This is a genomic window from Stenotrophomonas sp. Iso1, assembly GCF_027497995.1.
In the GTDB taxonomy this organism is placed as follows: domain Bacteria; phylum Pseudomonadota; class Gammaproteobacteria; order Xanthomonadales; family Xanthomonadaceae; genus Stenotrophomonas.
The window spans coordinates 89,401-107,955 of the sequence record NZ_JAODBT010000002.1 but is presented as its reverse complement, the minus strand read 5'-3'; the positions used below and the strand labels follow the sequence as shown (position 1 = coordinate 107,955).

Genomic DNA, 18,555 nt, shown 5'->3' with positions numbered 1-18,555 from the left:
AGCGCTGGAGTCTTCTCCCGGCGGCGCCCTGCTACGTACCCGCGGCACTACAGCACAACGAACCACCAGCCCTCCCTGCAACCTCACCGCGCGCCGGCCACCACGTATTGCAATCGCCCAACCAGGCGTAACAGAATCCCGCCACACGAAGGAACGTCAGGGGGACGGATGCAAACCGAACAGGAACCCAGCGAGCAACCACCCGCGCCACCTATGCGGCCTGCGCGGCCTGCACCACGCCCCGCACCGCGTTCTGGCGGCCTCAGTCTGGGCAAGCTCGCGTTTGCAGCAATTGCGCTGGTAATTGGCGCCTGGTTTCTTGGCAATAAAAAGCCAGCACCGGCAGATTCCGAAGCCACCGCAACGGCGGTCGAATCCGAAACCCCGCCCGCCACACCTCCTGCCGCCAAGCGCGGAGCCATGGTGATACAGGGCGAGAAGGCCACCACGCTGACCGCCCCGGATGAAGCCCGCATGGTGGTGCAGGAGCAAGGCAGCGTGTTGCGCATTGAAGGCAGTGTCGGCGCGAATTTCGCCACTGATCTGCGCGCCGCATTGGAAGCCAACCCGTCATTGCAACGTATCGACATCACCAGCGGCGGCGGTTACGCCGGTCCGGGACTGGAAGCGGCGCGGATGATCCGCCGCCGCAACCTCGTCGTTCGTGTGCAATCGCAATGCGCAAGCATGTGCGTGGCACTCTGGGCAGCCGGCGCACAGCGACAGATGGAGCCTGACGCGTGGATCGGCCTGCACGATTGGGATGCCCGCTGTGATCTCCGCCCCTCGCCCGATCGCGAGGAGTGCAACTATCAGGTCCAGTTCGCCACCGACCACGACTCCAGTTACGACGCATGGCTGCGTGAGGCCGGCTTCAACCACTACCTGCTTGATCTTCAGACCAAAACCGCATCGAAGGACATCGCCGTACTTACAGCTCCCCAGCTCTGGGAAAACGGCGTGGACTTCAGCGTGGTCAACCACGAAGGAGCTCGCATGACCCGCGCCGAGGTCCAAGGCTATCTTGCGGAAAAATTTGACCGGCGCTGAGGCAGCTGGACTATTGCGATTGAAGCAACACGCATCGCGGCGCCGACTGTTGTAACGGCCACCAAAAGCCGCATCACCCCGTCACCCCGGCAGGCAAAATACTCCCGGGGTTGGGTGTTGGTTGACCAACAAAAATGCAGAACGCAGGCATTTCCCAGATGCGTTTCGCTTACCCAGGCTACATGCCTGTGCGCCACGCCGCGCTTCAGCGATTGACGATGCCCAGCACGTCATCCAACAGCGCTGCGGCCGTCACTTCCGCGCCCGCACCCGGGCCCTGGATCAACAATGGCTGCGTGCAATAACGGTCGCTGTGGATCGCCACACGGTTGTCGGTACCGCGGCCACCCGCCAGCGGGTGATCCGCCGGCAAGGCCCGCAGCCCAACGCTTGCACCCTCCGCATCCAAGCGACCGACAAAGCACAACTTCAAACCCTGCTCCCGTGCCTGCAACACACGCGCCTGCAACGGCGCGTCCAGCAGTTCCAGCGCAGCGTTCACGTCACTGGCAGGCAATGCAGCCAGTGCCGTTGGCACCAGCGAGTCCACCTTGACCTGCTCTGCCTCCAATGCCACACCAGCTGCACGGGCCAGGATCAATAACTTGCGGCGCACATCTTCACCGGACAGATCGATGCGTGGATCCGGCTCGGTGTAACCGGCCGCTGCGGCCTCACGCACGCAGGCAGAAAACGGCGTACTGCCGTCGAAGCGATCAAACAACCACGCCAGCGAGCCCGACAGCACACCCTCGATGGCATGTACATGGTCGCCACCGGCCACCAGCGCGCGGATGCTGCGCAACAGCGGCAAACCCGCACCAACCGTCGCCGCATCGCCGTAACGCGACTTTCCAGCGCTGGCTGCCGCGTCAATGCCGCGCGCGCGGGACAACGCCGTGCCATTGCCCAGTTTGTTGGCGGTGACGACATGGATGCCCTGCCCCAGCCAATGCGCATGATCGGCCGCCACGTCTTCACTGGCGGTGGCATCGACCACGATATCGCCCGCGCTCAGGCGCCCGACTTCCTGCCGATGTACCGGTTCGCCTGCGTGCGGCTGCGCACTACGCGCCGCCGACAGCGCGGCAGCCGGCGCATCGTCACAAGCCAAAGCGATGCGTGAATTGGCCACCACATGCAATTGCGGCAACGACAGCTGCCGTAATTGCAGCGCCTGATAACGCGCGACAAACGCCGAGCCCACGGTGCCGGTGCCGAGTAGCACCAGCCGGGTTTGCGGGACTTCCAACGGACGCAGCTGGGCGCTCATGCATCCACCGTTTTTTTACACTCGGCTTTGCCAGCCTGGATGTCAGCAACCACCTGCGCGGCGCGGGCGAGGCCGGCCTGCAGATCACCCAGCAGATCGGCGCTGGATTCGATGCCCACCGAAAGGCGCAGCAGACCATCGCTGATGCCGGCGTTGGCACGTGCTTCGGCAGTCATTGCGGCGTGGGTCATGGTGGCCGGGTGCGCAACCAGGCTTTCCACACCACCCAGCGACTCGGCCAGGGTGAAGTAATGCAGGCCATCAAGGAAGGCGCGCACTACCGCGTGCGGATCTTCGCCTTCGCTCGGCACCAGCTCGAACGACAGCATCGCGCCAAAACCCTTTTGCTGACGCGCGGCCACCGCGTGCCCCGGGTGCGATTCCAGCCCTGGGTAATAGACACTGGCCACCACGTCGCTGGCGGCCAACAGGTCAACCAGCACCTGCGTGTTTTCCTGATGCACGCGCAGGCGTGCATCCAGTGTACGTAGACCGCGCAGGGTCAGGAACGCATCGAACGGCGAGCCGGTCAGGCCCAGCGCGTTGGCCCACCACGTCAACTGTTGGTGCACCTCGGCATCGCGTGCAATTACCGCGCCGCCGACCACATCGCTATGGCCGTTGACGTACTTGGTGGTCGAATGCAGCACCACGTCGGCACCGAAGGCGATGGGAGTCTGCAGTGCCGGGGACAGGAACGTATTGTCCACCACGACTTTGGCGCCAGCCTTGTGCGCAGCGTCGATCACGAAGCGCAGGTCGGTGATGCGCAGCAACGGGTTGGATGGGGTTTCGATCAATACCAGCTTCGGTTGTTGTGCGAGCGCATCGGCCAGCGAACGCGGATCGGTCAGATCAGCGGTGATCAGCTCGAAATGGCCCTTGGTCGCCAGCGCGTTGAACAGGCGCCAGCTGCCGCCGTACGCATCGTGCGGCACCACCAGACGGTCGCCCGGCTCCAACAACGCGTTGAGCACCAGGTTGATCGCGCCCATACCGGTCGCAGTGATCACGCCACCGGCGCCGCCTTCCAGTTCCGCCAGGGCTTCACCCAGCAGATCGCGAGTGGGGTTGCCGCTGCGGGTGTAGTCGTATTGGCGCTTGTTGCCAAAGCCGTCAAAGCTGAAATTTGACGACAGCACGATGGGCGGCGTCACCGCGCCATAGGCGGTATCGCGATCAATGCCGGCACGCACGGCCGCCGTGGCGCGGCTGCAGGAGATATCGGAAGTGGGGGACAGGCTCATGCAGTTTCTCCAGGCAGACGAAGGGCGTTGGCAAGAATTGCGTCGATGCGATCGGTTTCTTTCAGGAAGGCGTCGTGACCGTAAGGCGAGCGCAGCACGCGCAGGCTGCCGCGCGGGCCCAGGCCTTCCACCAACGAGACGAGGTCGGACAGCGGCACCAGGCGATCGCCTTCCACCGCGACCACCAGCGTCGGCACGCTGACAGCGGCCGGGTCAATGCGGTGCAGGTCGATGGATTCGGACAGACGCAGGTAAGCGTTGACGCGGGTCCGGGCGACGTACTGCGCACCCGCCGCGTCGAGATAATCTTCAGCAGCCACGCGCACGCGGCCATTGACCACTTCCGGTGCGGCGTCGAAGCGTTCGCCGAATTCTTCCGGTGTGCGGTAGCTGAGCATGGCGAACTGTCGCGCCAATGCCAGCCCATGCGATTCGGCACACTGCAACTGGCCCAGCGCCACCGCACGGCGCTGCAGCGCGCGCCATGCCGAGGCATACGGATGCGGACGATGCGCACCGCTGACGGCAATCAGTTTTGCCAGGCGCTGCGGGTGGCGCACGGCCAGTTGCTGGCCCACCAACGCGCCGTAGGAATAGCCGACGAAGCCGTGCAGCTGCTCGATGTTCAAGGCATCCAGCAACGCGGCGACGGCGTCGGCCTGATCGGCGGTGTCGATCGGCACATCGAGATCGCCATCGGCACCGATGAAATCGAAACCAAGCAGGCGACGGCGTTGTGGGTCCAGCGCGCGGCCGAAGCCGGCCAGGCCCTCGGCCCAGCCCTTCTCGGCAAAGCCCGTGTTGGACGCGATATGACGGTGTGCGGAAATACCGCCGGCCACCAGCACCACCGGCAAGCCGGCAGCGCCGACCAATTCATAGCGCAGGCGCAGCAAACGCTGTCCTGCGTGACGCATCGCCACCCGCACTTCCACTTCACCGCGCACGGCGGTGACCGCCCGCTCGGCGTTATCGAAGGAAGCAGCAGGAAACTCTTGGGCGGCAATTGCAGTGGCGAAACTCATGGCGGTATCCCGATAAGGAGCAGCCATCGAGCTTCGCGGAGCCCGTGTTCGCCGTGCGATGCACGTAACGAACCATCTTTTCGGCGGACACGTGGTCCCCGCAGGATTTGGCACCAAACACAGGCGCTTGCGCGTCTGCTGGTTGCCCCGGCTTCAAAGGGCCTGTCCCTCTGCCGGTCTCGATGGTGGCGCTACGATGCCAGCGCGCCGCATCAGTGTCAATCTCTTTATTCGGATAAAGCGATGGAACAATTTCAGGCGCAACCAAACAGGCACAATCGCAGCCCTGTCATGTCACCGTAAGCACCGTGCGCGCTCTCTCCTTACTAACTCTTGCAGCCGTGCTGGTCACCCCGGCCATTGCCGACGCCGCCCCCAGCGCCCGTTGGCGGCAAAGCTGGGGGTTGAACAGCGCCGCGACAGCACGCGTGCCCACCAGCCCCGCCTTCGCCAAGCTGAATCTGGAGCCGCGCGCCGGTGGCCATGCCGCCATCGCCACCAACCTGCTGGCCGGGCCGGTACAGGTACGCCTGCACGGCCAAAGTGCCGCGTTGCAGGAAACACTGCCGTCCCCGGCTCTGCTGATGCCCGGTGAACAACGCACCCTGCTCTGGCTGCCTGCCGATGGCGGCCCGACGCGGTTACTGCTCGACGCCTTCCCCGGCGACCCCGCCGCCCGGCCCGACGACTTTGTGTATCAGCTGCCCTTCCGCGGCCAACCGGTACGGGTCAGCCAAGCCTTTGGCGGACGCTATAGCCACACCGACACGCAAAATCTGAACGCCGTCGATTTCCCCCTGGCCGAAGGCACACCGGTACTGACCGCGCGCGCCGGCAAGGTCATGCAAGTAGTGGAGAACGCGCCGGACCTGGGCTGCCTGGTGCGGGTACTGCATCGCGACGGCAGCATGGCGCTGTACGCACATCTGCAGGCAGGCAGCCTGCAGGTGCGCCCGGGCCAATCCGTGGAAGCTGGCCAAGCACTCGCCGCCTCGGGCAATACCGGCAACAGCACCGGCCCACACCTGCACTTCGCGATACAGGCCAACACCGGCCTGACGCTGACTTCGCTCCGTTTCCGCATGCGCAGTGAACGCGGTGAGCTGCAGTTTCCAAGGGAAACCCCTGAACAGCCTGCCAGTCGGTAGCGGGCAACCAGGATGCGCAGGGCGTTATCGATGAAGCCCAGCCGGGCATCGCCGAGCACTGCGGGGTTTCGACCGGGCTGGCAGCTGTCTCTCAAGCATCTTCCAAGGTATGTGTTGGGGAGTTGCTGGCATTTCAGCAACGAATACAGCCCAAACCACGGAAATTGCCCACCCGTTCCCGCCGGGTGCGGCGCAGCGCTACCCGGCGCCCACCCTCGCCGCTGGCCTGCCCACAGGTATAATCGCCGGTTCATTCGTTTCTGATGCGCCCAAGCGGGCGCGACTGCCATGTCCGAAGTCGCCTCCGAAGCTGCGCGTCGCCGCACCTTCGCCATCATTTCCCACCCTGACGCCGGCAAGACCACGCTGACCGAAAAGCTGTTGCTGTTCGGCGGCGCAATCCAGATGGCCGGCTCGGTGAAGTCGCGCAAGACCAGCCGGCACGCCACTTCCGACTGGATGGCACTGGAAAAGGAGCGCGGCATCTCGGTCACGTCGTCGGTGATGCAGTTCCCGTACGACGACAAAATCATCAACCTGCTCGATACCCCCGGCCATGCCGACTTCGGCGAGGACACCTATCGCGTGTTGACCGCCGTGGACTCGGCGCTGATGGTCATCGACGTGGCCAAGGGCGTGGAAGAACGCACCATCAAGCTGATGGAGGTTTGCCGCCTGCGCGATACCCCCATCATGACCTTCATCAACAAGCTCGACCGCGAGGGCAAAGACCCGATCGATCTGCTGGATGAAGTGGAGACCGTGCTCGGCATCCAATGCGCCCCGGTCACCTGGCCGATCGGCATGGGCCAGCGCCTCAAGGGCGTGGTGCACCTGCTTACCGGCGAAGTGCATCTGTACGAAGTGGGCCGCAACTTCACCCGCCAGGATTCCACCATCTTCCCGTCCATCGACTCGCCCGGCCTGGCCGAAAAGATCGGCGAAAAGATGCTCGCCGACCTGCGCGATGAACTGGAGCTGGTGCAGGGCGCCAGCCATGCGTTCGACAAGGATGCCTACCTGCGCGGTGTGCAAACCCCGGTGTTCTTTGGCTCGGGTGTGAACAACTTCGGCGTACAGCCGCTGCTGGACTTCTTCGTCGAGCACGCGCCATCGCCGCAGACGCGCGCCACCACCGGCCGCGACATCGCCCCCCAGGAAAACAAGCTCACCGGCTTCGTCTTCAAGATCCAGGCCAACATGGACCCGCTACATCGCGACCGCGTGGCGTTCATGCGCGTGTGTTCGGGCAAATTCACTGCCGGCATGAAGACCTTCCATGTCCGCACCGGCAAGGAGATGAAGCTGGCCAATGCGCTGACCTTCATGGCCAGTGACCGTGAAATTGCCGCCGAAGCATGGCCGGGTGATGTCATCGGCATCCACAACCACGGCACCATCTCCATCGGCGACACCTTCACCGAAGGTGAAGCCGTCACCTTCACCGGCATCCCCAATTTCGCCCCGGAACTGTTCCGCCGCGCACGCCTGAAGGATCCGCTCAAGCTCAAGCAGCTGCAGAAGGGCCTGGCCCAGCTGTCGGAGGAAGGCGCTACCCAGTTCTTCCGCCCTCTGATGAGCAACGACCTGATCCTGGGCGCGGTGGGTGTGCTGCAGTTCGATGTGGCCGCGTACCGCCTGAAGGATGAGTACGGTGTGGAAGCGGTGTTCGAGCCCGTGTCGGTGACCACCGCCCGTTGGATTTCCTGCGACAACGCCAAGAAGCTGGAGGAATTCCGCGAGAAAAACGCCAGCAATCTCAGCATCGATGCCGCAGGCCACCTGGTGTATCTGGCCCCGACCCGCGTCAACCTGCAGCTGGCCCAGGAACGCGCACCGGACGTGCGCTTCTCCGCAACCCGCGAAGCGGCGCATACGGTTTCGGTCTCTTAAGCCCGTCACCTGCAAAGCAGCAATCAGTGAACGCAGGGACCCATCAAGTCCCTGCGTTGGCCGCATCTTCGTGCAGGCTCCTGTTTTCTGCTCACCGGTTCCTGCTTTAATAGGCGGCACCGGGCACCCCCCAGCCCGCGGCATTTCCTACATGACCGCTACTGCTTCCATCCGGGAAGAAATCGCCAGCGCCCTGACCCACGGTCTGGGCGCTGTCACTGCACTGGCCGCTGGCGCCGTGCTCATTACGCTGGCTGCGATCTACGGCGATGGCTGGCAACTGGCCAGCGCCATCGTTTTCGGCGTTGCACTGCTGCTGCTCTACACCGCTTCCACCCTGTACCACGCCATCCAGCATCCGGTGGTCAAAGGCCGGCTGAAGATTTTCGACCACTGCGCGATCTACATCCTGATTGCCGGCACCTATACGCCGTTCACCCTGATCGGCCTGCGCGGACCCTGGGGTTGGGGCATGTTCGCGGGCATTTGGGCACTGGCGCTGTTCGGCGTGGTGTTCAAGCTGTTCTACACCGGCCGCTTCAAGAAACTCTCCACCGCCATCTATATCGCGATGGGCTGGTTGGTTATGGTGGCGATCAAGCCGATGTGGAACTCGCTGGATGCCTGGACCATCGGCTGGCTGTTTGCTGGCGGCCTCTTCTACACCTTGGGCACCGTGTTCTATCACCGCGAACAACTGCCGTATTCGCATGCAATCTGGCACCTGTTCGTGATTGCCGGCAGCGTCTGCCACTTCGTCTCGGTGACCGCGCAGATCCTCTGAGTCGTCACGGCACCGGCGGCCCAAGCCGCCGCTTGCACTGCTGCAGCAACACGCTCCGGCAACGGAACCTGCACATCACGCCAATGAACGCTTCGCACTCCCTGCACTGCCGTCAGGCAACCATGGGCGCGTGAATACTTCTTCTGCTCACGCCACGTCGCGCGCGTCGCGCTGGCGCTTCAAACGCCCTGGCAAACGCGGCCAACGCTGGCTCGCCGTCTTGGCATTGCTGGCCGCCGCGATCATCGCGCTGATCCTGCTTTGGGACTGGAACTGGTTCAAAGGCCCCGTCGAACGTGCCGTGCAGGCCCGCACCGGCCGTGCCTTGCACATCGGCAATCTGGATGTCGATCTCGGCCGCACCACCACCGTACGTGCCGATGCCATCACCTTCGCCAACGCCAGTTGGGCCAAAGCGCCTCATATGGCCAGTGCCGAACGGGTAGAGATCGACATCCGCCTGTGGCCATTGCTGCGCGCCAGCGTGCAGTTGCCTGAAATACGCCTGACCCGCCCTGATGTGCTGCTACAGACCTCTCCGGACAAGAACATATCTGGCAACTGGAACTTTCTCGGCAATGGCGGCGGCGAGCCTCCGCAGCTCAAGCGCCTGCGCATCGACAACGGCACACTGCAGTTTCTTGATGAAGCCGGCCGCACCGATGTGCAACTGCACCTACAGAGTGGGAAAGCGAAACAGGCCGACACCGCACCGCCGATCCTGGTGGAGGGCAAAGGCCGATGGCGTGGCGCCACCTTCACCCTGCATGGCGATACCGAATCGCCACTGGAGCTGGTCAACAGCGCCGCCCCTTTCCGCATCCATCTTGATGCCCGCGCCGGCGCCACCCGCGCCATCGCCAGTGGCACGCTGACAAACCCTTTCCAGCTGCAGGTTTTCGACCTGCGCTTTCGCCTCAGTGGCCAGGACATGGAAGACCTGTACCCATTGATCGGCATCGCCATCCCGTCCTCGCCGCCGTATCAATTGGACGGCCAACTCAAGCGCGACCACCAGATATGGCACTACGAAAAATTCAGTGGTCGCTTCGGTGACAGCGACCTGTCTGGCGATGTGCAGATTGATGTGGCTGGCGAGCGTCCAAGGCTCACTGCCAACCTGCTGTCACGCCGACTGGATTTCGATGATCTTGCTGGCTTCGTCGGCGCGCCCCCCAAGACCGGCGGCGCCGAATCAGCCAACGCCCAACAGAAGGCCCAGGCAGCACAACTGGCCGCCAAACCCACGGTATTGCCGGACAAGGCCTACGACCTGAGCAAGCTGCGCGCGATGGATGCCGACGTGCGTTGGAAGGCCCAACGCATCAATTCGCCATCACTGCCATTGGGCGACATGGACGCGCATCTCATGCTCGATGACGGCCTGCTGCGGCTGGAACCACTGGATTTCGGCGTGGCCGGCGGCAACATCCGCAGCAACATCCGCATGGATGCACGCCGCCCTCAGATTGCCACCACGTTGAACGCCAGTCTGCGCAACGTGCAGCTCGGCCAACTGTTTCCCGATGCAAAACTGGCCGAACAGGCATCCGGCGGTATCAGCGGCGAAGTGCGGCTGAGCGGCAATGGAAATTCCGTGGCTGCCATGCTCGGCAGCAGCGATGGCAACGTGGCCATCGGCATGGGTCGCGGCCACATCGGCAACCTGCTGATGGAACTGGCCGGTCTGGATGTAGCCGAGTCGGTGAAGTTCCTGTTCACCGGTGACCGCCAGATTCCGCTGCGCTGCGCCTTCGCCGATTTCGACGTAAGCGACGGCCTGATGCGCACACGCGCAATGGCCTTCGATACCACCGACACACTGGTACTGGGCGAAGGCACGGTCAACCTCAAACAGGAACAACTGGATCTGCTGTTGCGCCCGCGGCCCAAGGACATCAGCATCCTTGCGCTACGCTCACCGCTGCGCATCGGCGGCAGCTTCAAAGACCCATCCTTCCGGCCCGACTTCAAGGCCTTGGGCATACGCGGCGCCATCGCGCTGACGCTGGCCAGCATCACGCCACCGGCGGCATTGCTTGCCACCATCGAGACGGGCCCGGGCAAGGATATTGATTGCGGCGGCCGCTACGCCAGGTAGTGCCGCCGAACGCCGCGGCTCAGGTACCGGTGATGTACTGCTGCAGCTGGCCCAGCTCAAGCCGCTGCTGCTCGATCACGGCCTTGACCAGGTCACCGATGGAAATCACGCCGACCACGTCGTCACCGTCCACGACCGGCAGGTGACGGATGCGGCGGTTGGTCACCAGCTCCAGACATTGCTCCACCGTGACCGTGGGCGCCACGGTCACCAGCTCGGAGGTCATGATCTCGTGCACCGCCGTGGTGGCCGAAGACCGGTCCTTGAGCACAATTTTGCGTGCGTAATCGCGTTCGGAAAGAATGCCAACCAGACGCCGGCCGTCCATCACCAGCACCGCACCAATACCTTTCTCAGCCATCAGCCGAATGGCTTGAACGACGGCCGCATCTGGCGTTACCGCATGAATTTCAGGGGACTTGGCCCCAAGCAACTGTCGAACGGTCTGCATTGCGTTCTCCTGCGCTGGCGGATGGGGCAGATACTGCCACGTTCGCTGGCAACCAGGTGTCGACCAGGTAGAGCGGCCGCTGCTTGGCTTCCATATACAGACGCCCCAGGTACTCGCCAATCAGGCCCAGCGCGATCAATTGCACGCCGCCCAGGAACAGGATCGCCGCCATCATCGTCGGCCAGCCCGCTACGCGGTCGCCATAAAATGCTGCCTTGCACACCACCCATGCGCCAAACGCGAATGCACCGGCGGCGGTGAACAGCCCCAGATAGGTTGCCGCCCGCAGCGGCGCGGTGGAAAAACTGGTGATGCCCTCCAGCGCGAAGTTCCACAATTTCCAGAAACCGAACTTGCTGCGCCCTGCCACACGTCGCTCACGCCGATAAGGCAACGCCACGCGGCGATGCCCAACCCAGCCAAACAAGCCCTTCATGAAACGCTGACGTTCACGCAGCTGCCGCAGGCCCGCCAACGCGCGCGGCGACAGCAGACGGAAATCACCGGCATCCGCGGGAATCGGCGTTTTCGACAGGCGTCCGATCACACGATAAAACACCGACGCGGTGGCTCGCTTGAGCCAGCCATCGCCATTGCGCTCCATGCGCATGCCATACACATCGTCATAACCCTGCTGCCACAGCGCAACAAACTGCGGCAGCATTTCCGGCGGGTCCTGACCATCGGCGTCGAGCATGATGGCCGCGCCTTCCTCAATGAAATCCAGGCCCGCCGTCAGCGCGGCCTCCTTGCCGAAATTGCGCGACAGACGCAGCGCGGCAACACGCGGATCGCTCGCCGCCAGCTGTTGCATCACCGCCCAACTGGCATCGCTGCTGCCGTCGTCCACATACAGGATGCGGCCATCAATCTCCGCCAGCGCATCCAACTGCGCGCACAGCCGTGGATGCAGCAACGGCAGTGCGTCCTGCTCATTGAAAGCGGTGATGACAAGGGTCAGGCGGTCGCGCGTGTTCATAGGGCGATTCTACGCAGGCCGTCCGGATCAATCGGCATTGTCGATGTATCCCGCGCCGCCCAACTGGCGGGCCTGACGCTGGATCCAGGTCGCACGACGCTGCACATACGGCCCAGGCTTGGCGGCGTTGTAACGACGCGGTGATGGCAGCACTGCCGCGAGCCGTGCGCTCTCGGCCGGACTCAGCCTGGCGGCGTCCTTGTGCCAGTACTGCTGCGCAGCGGCCTGCACGCCATACACACCATCACCGAATTCGGCGACGTTGGCGTACACCTCCAGAATCCGCTGCTTGGACCAGAACAGTTCAATCAACACCGTGTACCAGGCCTCCAGCCCTTTGCGCAGCCAACTGCGCCCCTGCCACAGGAACACGTTCTTTGCGGTCTGTTGACTGATGGTGCTGGCACCGCGCAGGCGCCCGCCATCGGCATTGTGCTTGCGCGCTTTTTCGATGGCCTTCAGGTCGAAACCGTTGTGCTCCGGGAACCGCTGGTCCTCCGCGGCCACCAATGAGATAGGCACGCTTGGCGCCATCTCATCCAGATCGCGCCATTGGTAATGAATCCGGAACTTCCAATCGCCCTCGCCCCATGCTTCCAGCTGGCGAAACACCATCACCGTGGAGACCACCGGGTCCACGAAGCGCAGCACCACCACCTGCAGCACACTGCCGGCCACCAGCAATACCGGCACCCACAGCAACCATCGCCATCTGTTCCGCTTGCGACCTGAATTGACCGCTGGCTCCGCCTTGAGCTTGGCCTGCTCCGCCCCCATTGATCTTCACCTTGCACCTTCCACTGTCCGGCGCATTATCCGGCACCGGCCCCACCTCGCGCAGATGCCGCTCATGACTGATACGTCCGACCTCCTTGTCCGCTTCCTCCTTCCCGACGCCGGCGTGCGCGGTGTTCACGTACGACTGAGCGAAAGCTGGCGCGAAATCCTGTCCCACGGCAATTACCCCGCCGCCGCCACACGCCTGCTGGGCGAAGCCACTGTGGCCTCGGCGCTGTTCACCGGCCACACCAAGGTCGATGGCCGCCTATCGATCCAGCTGCGCAGCGCTTCGGCGCTGCGGGCACTTTTCGCCGAATGCACCTCAGCCGGCACCCTGCGCGGCATCGTGCAGCTGGCTGATGGCGAAGATGCCCCACCCACGCTGCAGGCACTGGGTGAAGGCGCCCTGTTGGCCATCACCATCGAAAACCCCGGCCTGGACCCCCGTGAGCCGCAGCGCTACCAGAGCTTGGTAAACCTGAGCGGCGACAGCCTGGACGAGGCCTTTGAGGACTATTTCCGTCATTCGGAGCAGCTCCCAACCCGCTTGCTACTGACCTGCGACGGCGAACATGCCGCCGGCCTGCTGCTGCAGAAGCTGCCCGGCGACAGCGGCGACGAAGACGGCTGGGTCCGCATCGGCGCCCTGTTCGACACTCTGGGTCAGGAGGAGCTGCTGGCGCTGCCCGGCAGCGAACTGCTGCACCGCCTGTTCCATGAAGAGCACCCGGAGCTGATGGGTGACAAACCGCTGCGCTTTGGTTGTTCCTGCTCCTATGAACGGGTGAGCTCGATGCTGCAGTCGCTGGGCGAAGAAGAAGCCCGGGCGGCGGCCGAAGCCACCGGCCAGGTAGACGTGCGCTGCGAATTCTGCGGTCAGGAATATCACTTCCCTTTGACTGATTTCGGCGTATTGTTTGCGTTCACACCGGCCAATCAGCCCGCTCCAGAGCGGCTGCAGTGACGGCCTTACGAGTTGCGTTCTGGGGAGGGCGAAGACTTGTTAAGAAACCATAAACGACATACGATCAAATCCTCATGCGCCGGGAACTTCCTGGCGCGTACTGAGTCTGATTGAGTCCATGAACGCCTTCCTGCGCCTACCGCTTGCCCTGATGATCGCCTTGAGCGCGGTCACGGGTGTGCATGCGCAAAGCAAGCCGATGGCAGTGGACAGCACCGTCATTCCGGTCTGGAACCGTGGCAGCGGCAAGGTCGAAGCACTCCTTTATCTGGAACCGACCGGCGAACAACGTGCCGGCGCCCGCTGGAACTTCGGCCGCAGCTCGCTGGACGCCGCTTTTGGCCTGTCTTCCGGCGACTCGCTGGGCCTGCTCTGCAACAGCAGCCGTGGCACCAGCATCGGCGGGTTGGCCAGCCATTGCATGCTTGCCAGTCTGGGCGATGACGACGATACCGACGGCCGCCATATCTCGGCCACCACCGCGTTCAATCGTCCCGGCGGGCGCGTCGGCATCACTGCCGGCACCGGCCGCGACACCCTTCCTGCATGGCTGGCCGGCGGCAACAAGACTGGCACCGCACGTATGGAGCAGAACGATCTGACCGTATTCGGCCAGAAGAACATCGGCCGCGAAGGCTTCGTCTCCATCGGCGGCACCTACGCCAAGGCGCGCCTGGTCCCGCTCAGCGATGCCTCACCGGCAATCGTCGACCAGTGGGACAGCAAGAGTCTGAGCGTGGGCGGCGGCTACGGGCCCTTCAGCGCCAACGTCATCGGCCGCGTCGTGGACGCTCCCGGCAGCAGCGGCAAATGGGAAGGCCTCGGCTTGGGCATCACCTGGCGTACCCCGTGGAGCGGCCAGCTGACCGTCGGCGCCGAAAACGTCATCACCCGCGGCAAAAACCCCTTCTCTCCCCGTAACGAAAGCAATGACGACGGCGCAATCCCGTACGTCCGTTACGAGCAGGACCTGTAATTTAAATTACAAAATGTTTGTGCCAAGGCGCCCCTGACGGGGCGTTTTGCATTTCTGCCAGTCAAATCAAGCCTTTGCCGATTTTGATGCAATTTTTCTCAATCATTAACCAATCTTTAATTTATTTGCAGTCGCAAGTACTATCGGTCCTAGCCTTGGGCTTTGAGTTCGCCTTTCGAACCCACCCGAGGCCCTACCCGGATTTACCAAGTCCACTTGGCAGAGAGAGAGAACCCAATGAATTGCAGGACCAACAAGCTGCGCGATGCAGTCGTCATCGCGCTTGCCGCCAGCGTGCTCCCGGCTGGCGCCGCTTTCGCTCAGGACACCACCCAGACGCTGGACAAGATCGAAGTCACCGGTTCGCGCATCAAGCGCGCCGACGTTGAGACTTCCCAGCCTGTCTTCACCATGAGCCGCGAACAGATCCAGGCCCAGGGCCAGACCTCGATCGGCGACATCATCCAGAACATCAGCACCAACGGTTCCAGCCTCAACAGCACCTACAACAACGGTGGCAACGGCGAAACCCGCGTCAACCTGCGTAATCTGGGTTCGAGCCGCACGCTGGTCCTGGTCAATGGTCGTCGCTGGGTTGGTGGCACCGGTTTGGGTGGTGCAGTCGACCTCAACACCATTCCGACCGCTGCAGTCGAACGCATTGAAGTCCTGAAGGACGGCGCCTCGACCATTTACGGCTCGGACGCCATTGCCGGTGTGGTCAACATCATCCTGCGCCAGAACTTCGACGGTGCGGAAGCCAACGCCTACTTCGGTCAGTTCGACAAGGGCGACGGCTCGCGCGAGTCGTATGACTTCACCATCGGCTCCAGCGGCGATCGCTGGCATGCCACCGTCGGCGTCGGCTACGTCAAGGAAGAGGCCGTTTGGGCAGGCGATCGCGCGATCTCCGCAGTACCAGCCTTCAACTCGCTGCCCAATACCGGCAACAGCAGCACCACCCCGGACGGCCGCTTCGGCTACTTCGGCCAGACCGGCACCAATTCCGACGGCTCGCCGAAGTTCGAATCCACCCGCCCGGACGGCGCTGCAGGCTACTTCGTCACCGGCAACGGTGGCGCCACCTGGCGTCCGTACACTTCGGCCGACAGTTTCAACCACGCTCCGGGCAACCTGCTGGTCACCCCGCAAGAGCGCACCTCGCTGTTTGCCGATGCCGGCCTGTCGATCACCGACAACGTCCGCTTCAAGACCACGGTGACCTACAACGAGCGCCAGTCCGAGCAGATCCTGGCAGCCATGCCGATCGTGCTGGGCCGCGCCGCGCCGGGCACCAACGGTGCCAACATCGTCATCAGCAAAGACAACGTCTACAACGAAACCGGCCGCGACATCGACTACATCCAGTACCGCGCGATGGAGACTGGTGGTCGTATCTACAAGCAGAACGTCAAGACCTACGGTTTCAACGGCGCGTTCGAAGGTGACTTCGAAGTCGGCAGCCGCTTCTGGAACTGGGAAGCCGGTATGTTCTACGGCAAGAACGACCAGACCGACATCACCACCGGCTTCTTCAACATCTCCGCGCTGCGCAATGCACTGGGCCCGTCCTTCATTGATGGCGGCGGCGTTGCACGCTGCGGAACCGCCGCCAACGTGGTCGATGGCTGCGTACCGATGAATATGCTCAGCGGTGCCGGCTCCATCACCCCGGACATGATCAAGTACGCGGGTTTCACCGCGCACGACGTCTATGGTTATGAGCAGAAGACCTATTACGCCAACATCGGTGGTGAGCTGTTCGATCTGCCGGGCGGCGCGTTCGCCTTCTCGGCGGGCGTTGAGCGCCGTGACGAGTCGGGCTTCGACGATCCGGACGGCCTGATCAACTCCGGCGACACCACCGGCAACTCGCGTACCGCTACTGCAGGTGGCTACAAGCTCGACGAAGCCTACCTGGAACTGGCAATCCCGCTGCTGTCCGGCGTGACCGGTGCTCAGCTGCTGGACTTCAGCGTGGCTAGCCGTATCTCCGATTACAGCAACTTCGGCAACACCGTTAACAGCAAGTTCGGGTTCCGCTGGAAGCCGATCAACGACCTGATGGTGCGTGGTAACTGGTCGCAGGGCTTCCGCGCTCCGTCGATCAGCGAACTGTTCTCCGGCGTGAGCGACACCTTTGAAGACGTCGCCGATCCGTGCGCCGGCGTCATCGGCTCCGATCCGAACACGCCTCCGGCCAGCTGCGCTGGCGTGCCGGCGTACACGCAGTCCAACTCGCAGATCCGTACCACCGTTGGCGGCAATACCACGCTGGGCCCGGAAACCTCGGTCTCCAAGACGTTGGGCTTCGTCTACAGCCCGAGCTTCGTGCAGGGCCTGGACATCTCGCTCGACTGGTGGAACATCAAGGTCGAAGACTCCATCTACGCCCAGAACGCCCAGCAGATGCTGGACGCTTGCTACACGCAGGGCGTGGGCGCGATCTGCGACATGATCACCCGTGACTCCACTGGCCAGATCTCCAACATGCTGGCCGTGCCGAACAACGTCGGCACCATGGAAGTGGAAGGCTGGGACTTCACGGTCGGTTATCGCCTGCCGGACACCCGTTTCGGCGCCTTCACCTTCGTTTGGGACAGCACCTACAACTCCAACTACACCATCGAAGATCCGGTGACCGAAGGCTACAACCGCGTCGGCAACTACCTGAGCCGCGACAACTACTGGCGTATCCGCTCCAACCTGCTGGTCGCTTGGCAGATGGGTGACTTCGGCGCAACCGCCTCGGCCCGTTACTACTCCAGCCAGGTCGAGGACTGCACCGGTGCGAACTACACCGGCGGCGTGAACGGCAACTTCGGCCGCCTGTGCTCGGATCCGGACCATATCGGCCGTGGCAACAAGGCTGATCCGCAGCGCCACATCCCGAGCGTGACCTACACCGATCTGAGCGGCTATTGGAAGACGCCGTGGAACGCCCAGATCACTGTCGGCGTGAACAATGCGTTCGATCGTGACCCGCCGAAGGCATACACCACCTTCGCCAACTCGTTCGACCCGCAGTACGAAATCCCGGGCCGCTTCTTCTACATGCGCTACAACCAGAAGTTCTGATCGTAGCCAGCTAGAACCCGGAAACAGACCACGGCCCTTCGGGGCCGTGGTTTTTTTTGCCACAAAGAGGCAAGCAAAACATGCAGACATAAAAAAGGCCGCAGCAGACTGCGGCCTTTCTTTTCGTCGCTATGCCGTCAATTACCCGGAATCAACGTCTCAATCACATGCTCGACATACGCCTCGAAATCTTCGCGGGCCTGCTTGGGTTGCTGCAACTGTAGCGACAACTGCAGGAAGCCGACGTAAGCCGCGTATGCCAGTCGTGCGCGGTGGCGGGAGTCGGTGGAACTCAAGCCAGCCTGACGAAAAGAGGCAATCAGGTATTCCATGCGCCGCTGCGAAACACGGTCAATGACCGGGCGCACCATCGGGTTATCCAATGCCTTCAGCAACTCGCTGTAGATCACGTGCGGGGTGACTTCGTGCGCGACCAACTGGAACAACGCGCGTAAGCGCGTGCGCGGATCCGGCACTTCTTCGAGGCTGCCGAATACTTGTTGCTGCTCGACGACTTCCCAGCGCTCCAATGCCGCCTGCAACAACGCATCGCGCGACGGGAAATGCCAATAAAAACTTCCTTTGGTGACACCAAGACGACGGGCCAACGGCTCTACAGCCACCGCGCCAACGCCCTGCTCGGCCACCATGTCGAGGGCGGCCTGCGCCCAGTCATCCGCGCTCAGGCGGCTGTGTCGTCCGCTGCGGTTCTCCGCAGGTGAAGCTGCTGTGTCGTTCATTCGCAGATTTAACCATACGGCGGGGACTGGTTGCAGTATGCAGGTGGCGAAAAGCCATGCCGGGCG

General features: G+C 63.1%; 14 protein-coding genes, 1 pseudogene and 1 riboswitch. Of the genes and pseudogenes, 8 read left to right on the top strand and 7 right to left on the bottom strand.

What is annotated here, in order from left to right; all coding sequences use genetic code 11:
* Positions 1-168 precede the first annotated feature (168 nt).
* Entirely contained in the window at positions 169-1,050 is an 882-nt protein-coding gene (locus PAN08_RS09495) for a hypothetical protein (RefSeq protein ID WP_269791278.1), read from the top strand.
* A 205-nt stretch (positions 1,051-1,255) separates the two neighbouring features.
* Here the strand turns inward: PAN08_RS09495 and PAN08_RS09490 are convergent, their stop codons facing one another.
* The 3 genes and pseudogenes from PAN08_RS09490 to PAN08_RS09480 form a co-directional block, all read right to left on the bottom strand.
* On the bottom strand, positions 1,256-2,323 hold the full coding sequence (locus PAN08_RS09490; protein ID WP_269791277.1) for a homoserine dehydrogenase: 1,068 nt from the start codon (positions 2,321-2,323) through the stop codon (positions 1,256-1,258).
* Positions 2,320-3,570 carry an O-succinylhomoserine (thiol)-lyase gene (locus PAN08_RS09485; protein ID WP_269791276.1) on the bottom strand — a complete coding sequence of 417 codons (1,251 nt, stop codon included), beginning with the start codon at positions 3,568-3,570 and terminating at the stop codon, positions 2,320-2,322. Before PAN08_RS09485 ends, PAN08_RS09490 begins: the two co-directional genes overlap by 4 nt.
* A pseudogene (locus PAN08_RS09480) lies at positions 3,567-4,671 on the bottom strand (homoserine O-succinyltransferase). Before PAN08_RS09480 ends, PAN08_RS09485 begins: the two are co-directional and overlap by 4 nt.
* Positions 4,665-4,784, bottom strand: a riboswitch (SAM riboswitch). (Overlaps the previous pseudogene by 7 nt.)
* Before the next feature lie 119 nt (positions 4,785-4,903).
* Here PAN08_RS09480 and PAN08_RS09475 point away from each other — a divergent pair.
* The 4 genes from PAN08_RS09475 (at position 4,904) to PAN08_RS09460 (ending at position 10,521) form a co-directional block, all read left to right on the top strand.
* Complete coding sequence (locus tag PAN08_RS09475; RefSeq protein ID WP_269791274.1) at positions 4,904-5,743, top strand: M23 family metallopeptidase; 840 nt, start codon at positions 4,904-4,906, stop codon at positions 5,741-5,743.
* A gap of 288 nt (positions 5,744-6,031) precedes the next feature.
* Positions 6,032-7,636 (top strand): peptide chain release factor 3, encoded by a 1,605-nt coding sequence (locus tag PAN08_RS09470; RefSeq protein WP_269791273.1) that lies wholly within the window; start codon positions 6,032-6,034, stop codon positions 7,634-7,636.
* Between the two features lie 151 nt (positions 7,637-7,787).
* Positions 7,788-8,420, top strand: coding sequence for a hemolysin III family protein (locus PAN08_RS09465; protein ID WP_269791272.1), 633 nt, complete (start codon positions 7,788-7,790; stop codon positions 8,418-8,420).
* 130 nt (positions 8,421-8,550) lie between these two features.
* Positions 8,551-10,521 carry an AsmA family protein gene (locus PAN08_RS09460; protein ID WP_269791271.1) on the top strand — a complete coding sequence of 657 codons (1,971 nt, stop codon included), beginning with the start codon at positions 8,551-8,553 and terminating at the stop codon, positions 10,519-10,521.
* A 19-nt stretch (positions 10,522-10,540) separates the two neighbouring features.
* Here PAN08_RS09460 and PAN08_RS09455 read toward each other — a convergent pair whose 3' ends face one another.
* Genes PAN08_RS09455 through mtgA form a run of 3 tightly spaced genes read right to left on the bottom strand, consistent with a single transcriptional unit; the run spans position 10,541 to position 12,728 of the window.
* Positions 10,541-10,972 carry a CBS domain-containing protein gene (locus tag PAN08_RS09455; protein ID WP_269791270.1) on the bottom strand — a complete coding sequence of 144 codons (432 nt, stop codon included), beginning with the start codon at positions 10,970-10,972 and terminating at the stop codon, positions 10,541-10,543.
* A complete protein-coding gene (locus PAN08_RS09450) occupies positions 10,932-11,951 on the bottom strand; it encodes a glycosyltransferase family 2 protein (RefSeq protein ID WP_269791269.1) in 1,020 nt (339 codons plus the stop codon). Before PAN08_RS09450 ends, PAN08_RS09455 begins: the two co-directional genes overlap by 41 nt.
* A gap of 27 nt (positions 11,952-11,978) precedes the next feature.
* A complete protein-coding gene (gene mtgA / locus PAN08_RS09445) occupies positions 11,979-12,728 on the bottom strand; it encodes a monofunctional biosynthetic peptidoglycan transglycosylase (protein ID WP_269791268.1) in 750 nt (249 codons plus the stop codon).
* A gap of 73 nt (positions 12,729-12,801) precedes the next feature.
* On the opposite strand from mtgA, the gene PAN08_RS09440 reads away from it, so the two are divergent.
* The 3 genes from PAN08_RS09440 (at position 12,802) to PAN08_RS09430 (ending at position 17,749) form a co-directional block, all read left to right on the top strand.
* On the top strand, positions 12,802-13,695 hold the full coding sequence (locus PAN08_RS09440; protein ID WP_269791267.1) for an Hsp33 family molecular chaperone HslO: 894 nt from the start codon (positions 12,802-12,804) through the stop codon (positions 13,693-13,695).
* Between the two features lie 151 nt (positions 13,696-13,846).
* On the top strand, positions 13,847-14,671 hold the full coding sequence (locus tag PAN08_RS09435) for a hypothetical protein (protein WP_269791887.1): 825 nt from the start codon (positions 13,847-13,849) through the stop codon (positions 14,669-14,671).
* Between the two features lie 237 nt (positions 14,672-14,908).
* Entirely contained in the window at positions 14,909-17,749 is a 2,841-nt protein-coding gene (locus PAN08_RS09430) for a TonB-dependent receptor (protein WP_269791266.1), read from the top strand.
* Between the two features lie 137 nt (positions 17,750-17,886).
* Here PAN08_RS09430 and PAN08_RS09425 read toward each other — a convergent pair whose 3' ends face one another.
* A complete protein-coding gene (locus PAN08_RS09425) occupies positions 17,887-18,489 on the bottom strand; it encodes a TetR/AcrR family transcriptional regulator (RefSeq protein WP_269791265.1) in 603 nt (200 codons plus the stop codon).
* Positions 18,490-18,555: the final 66 nt, after the last annotated feature.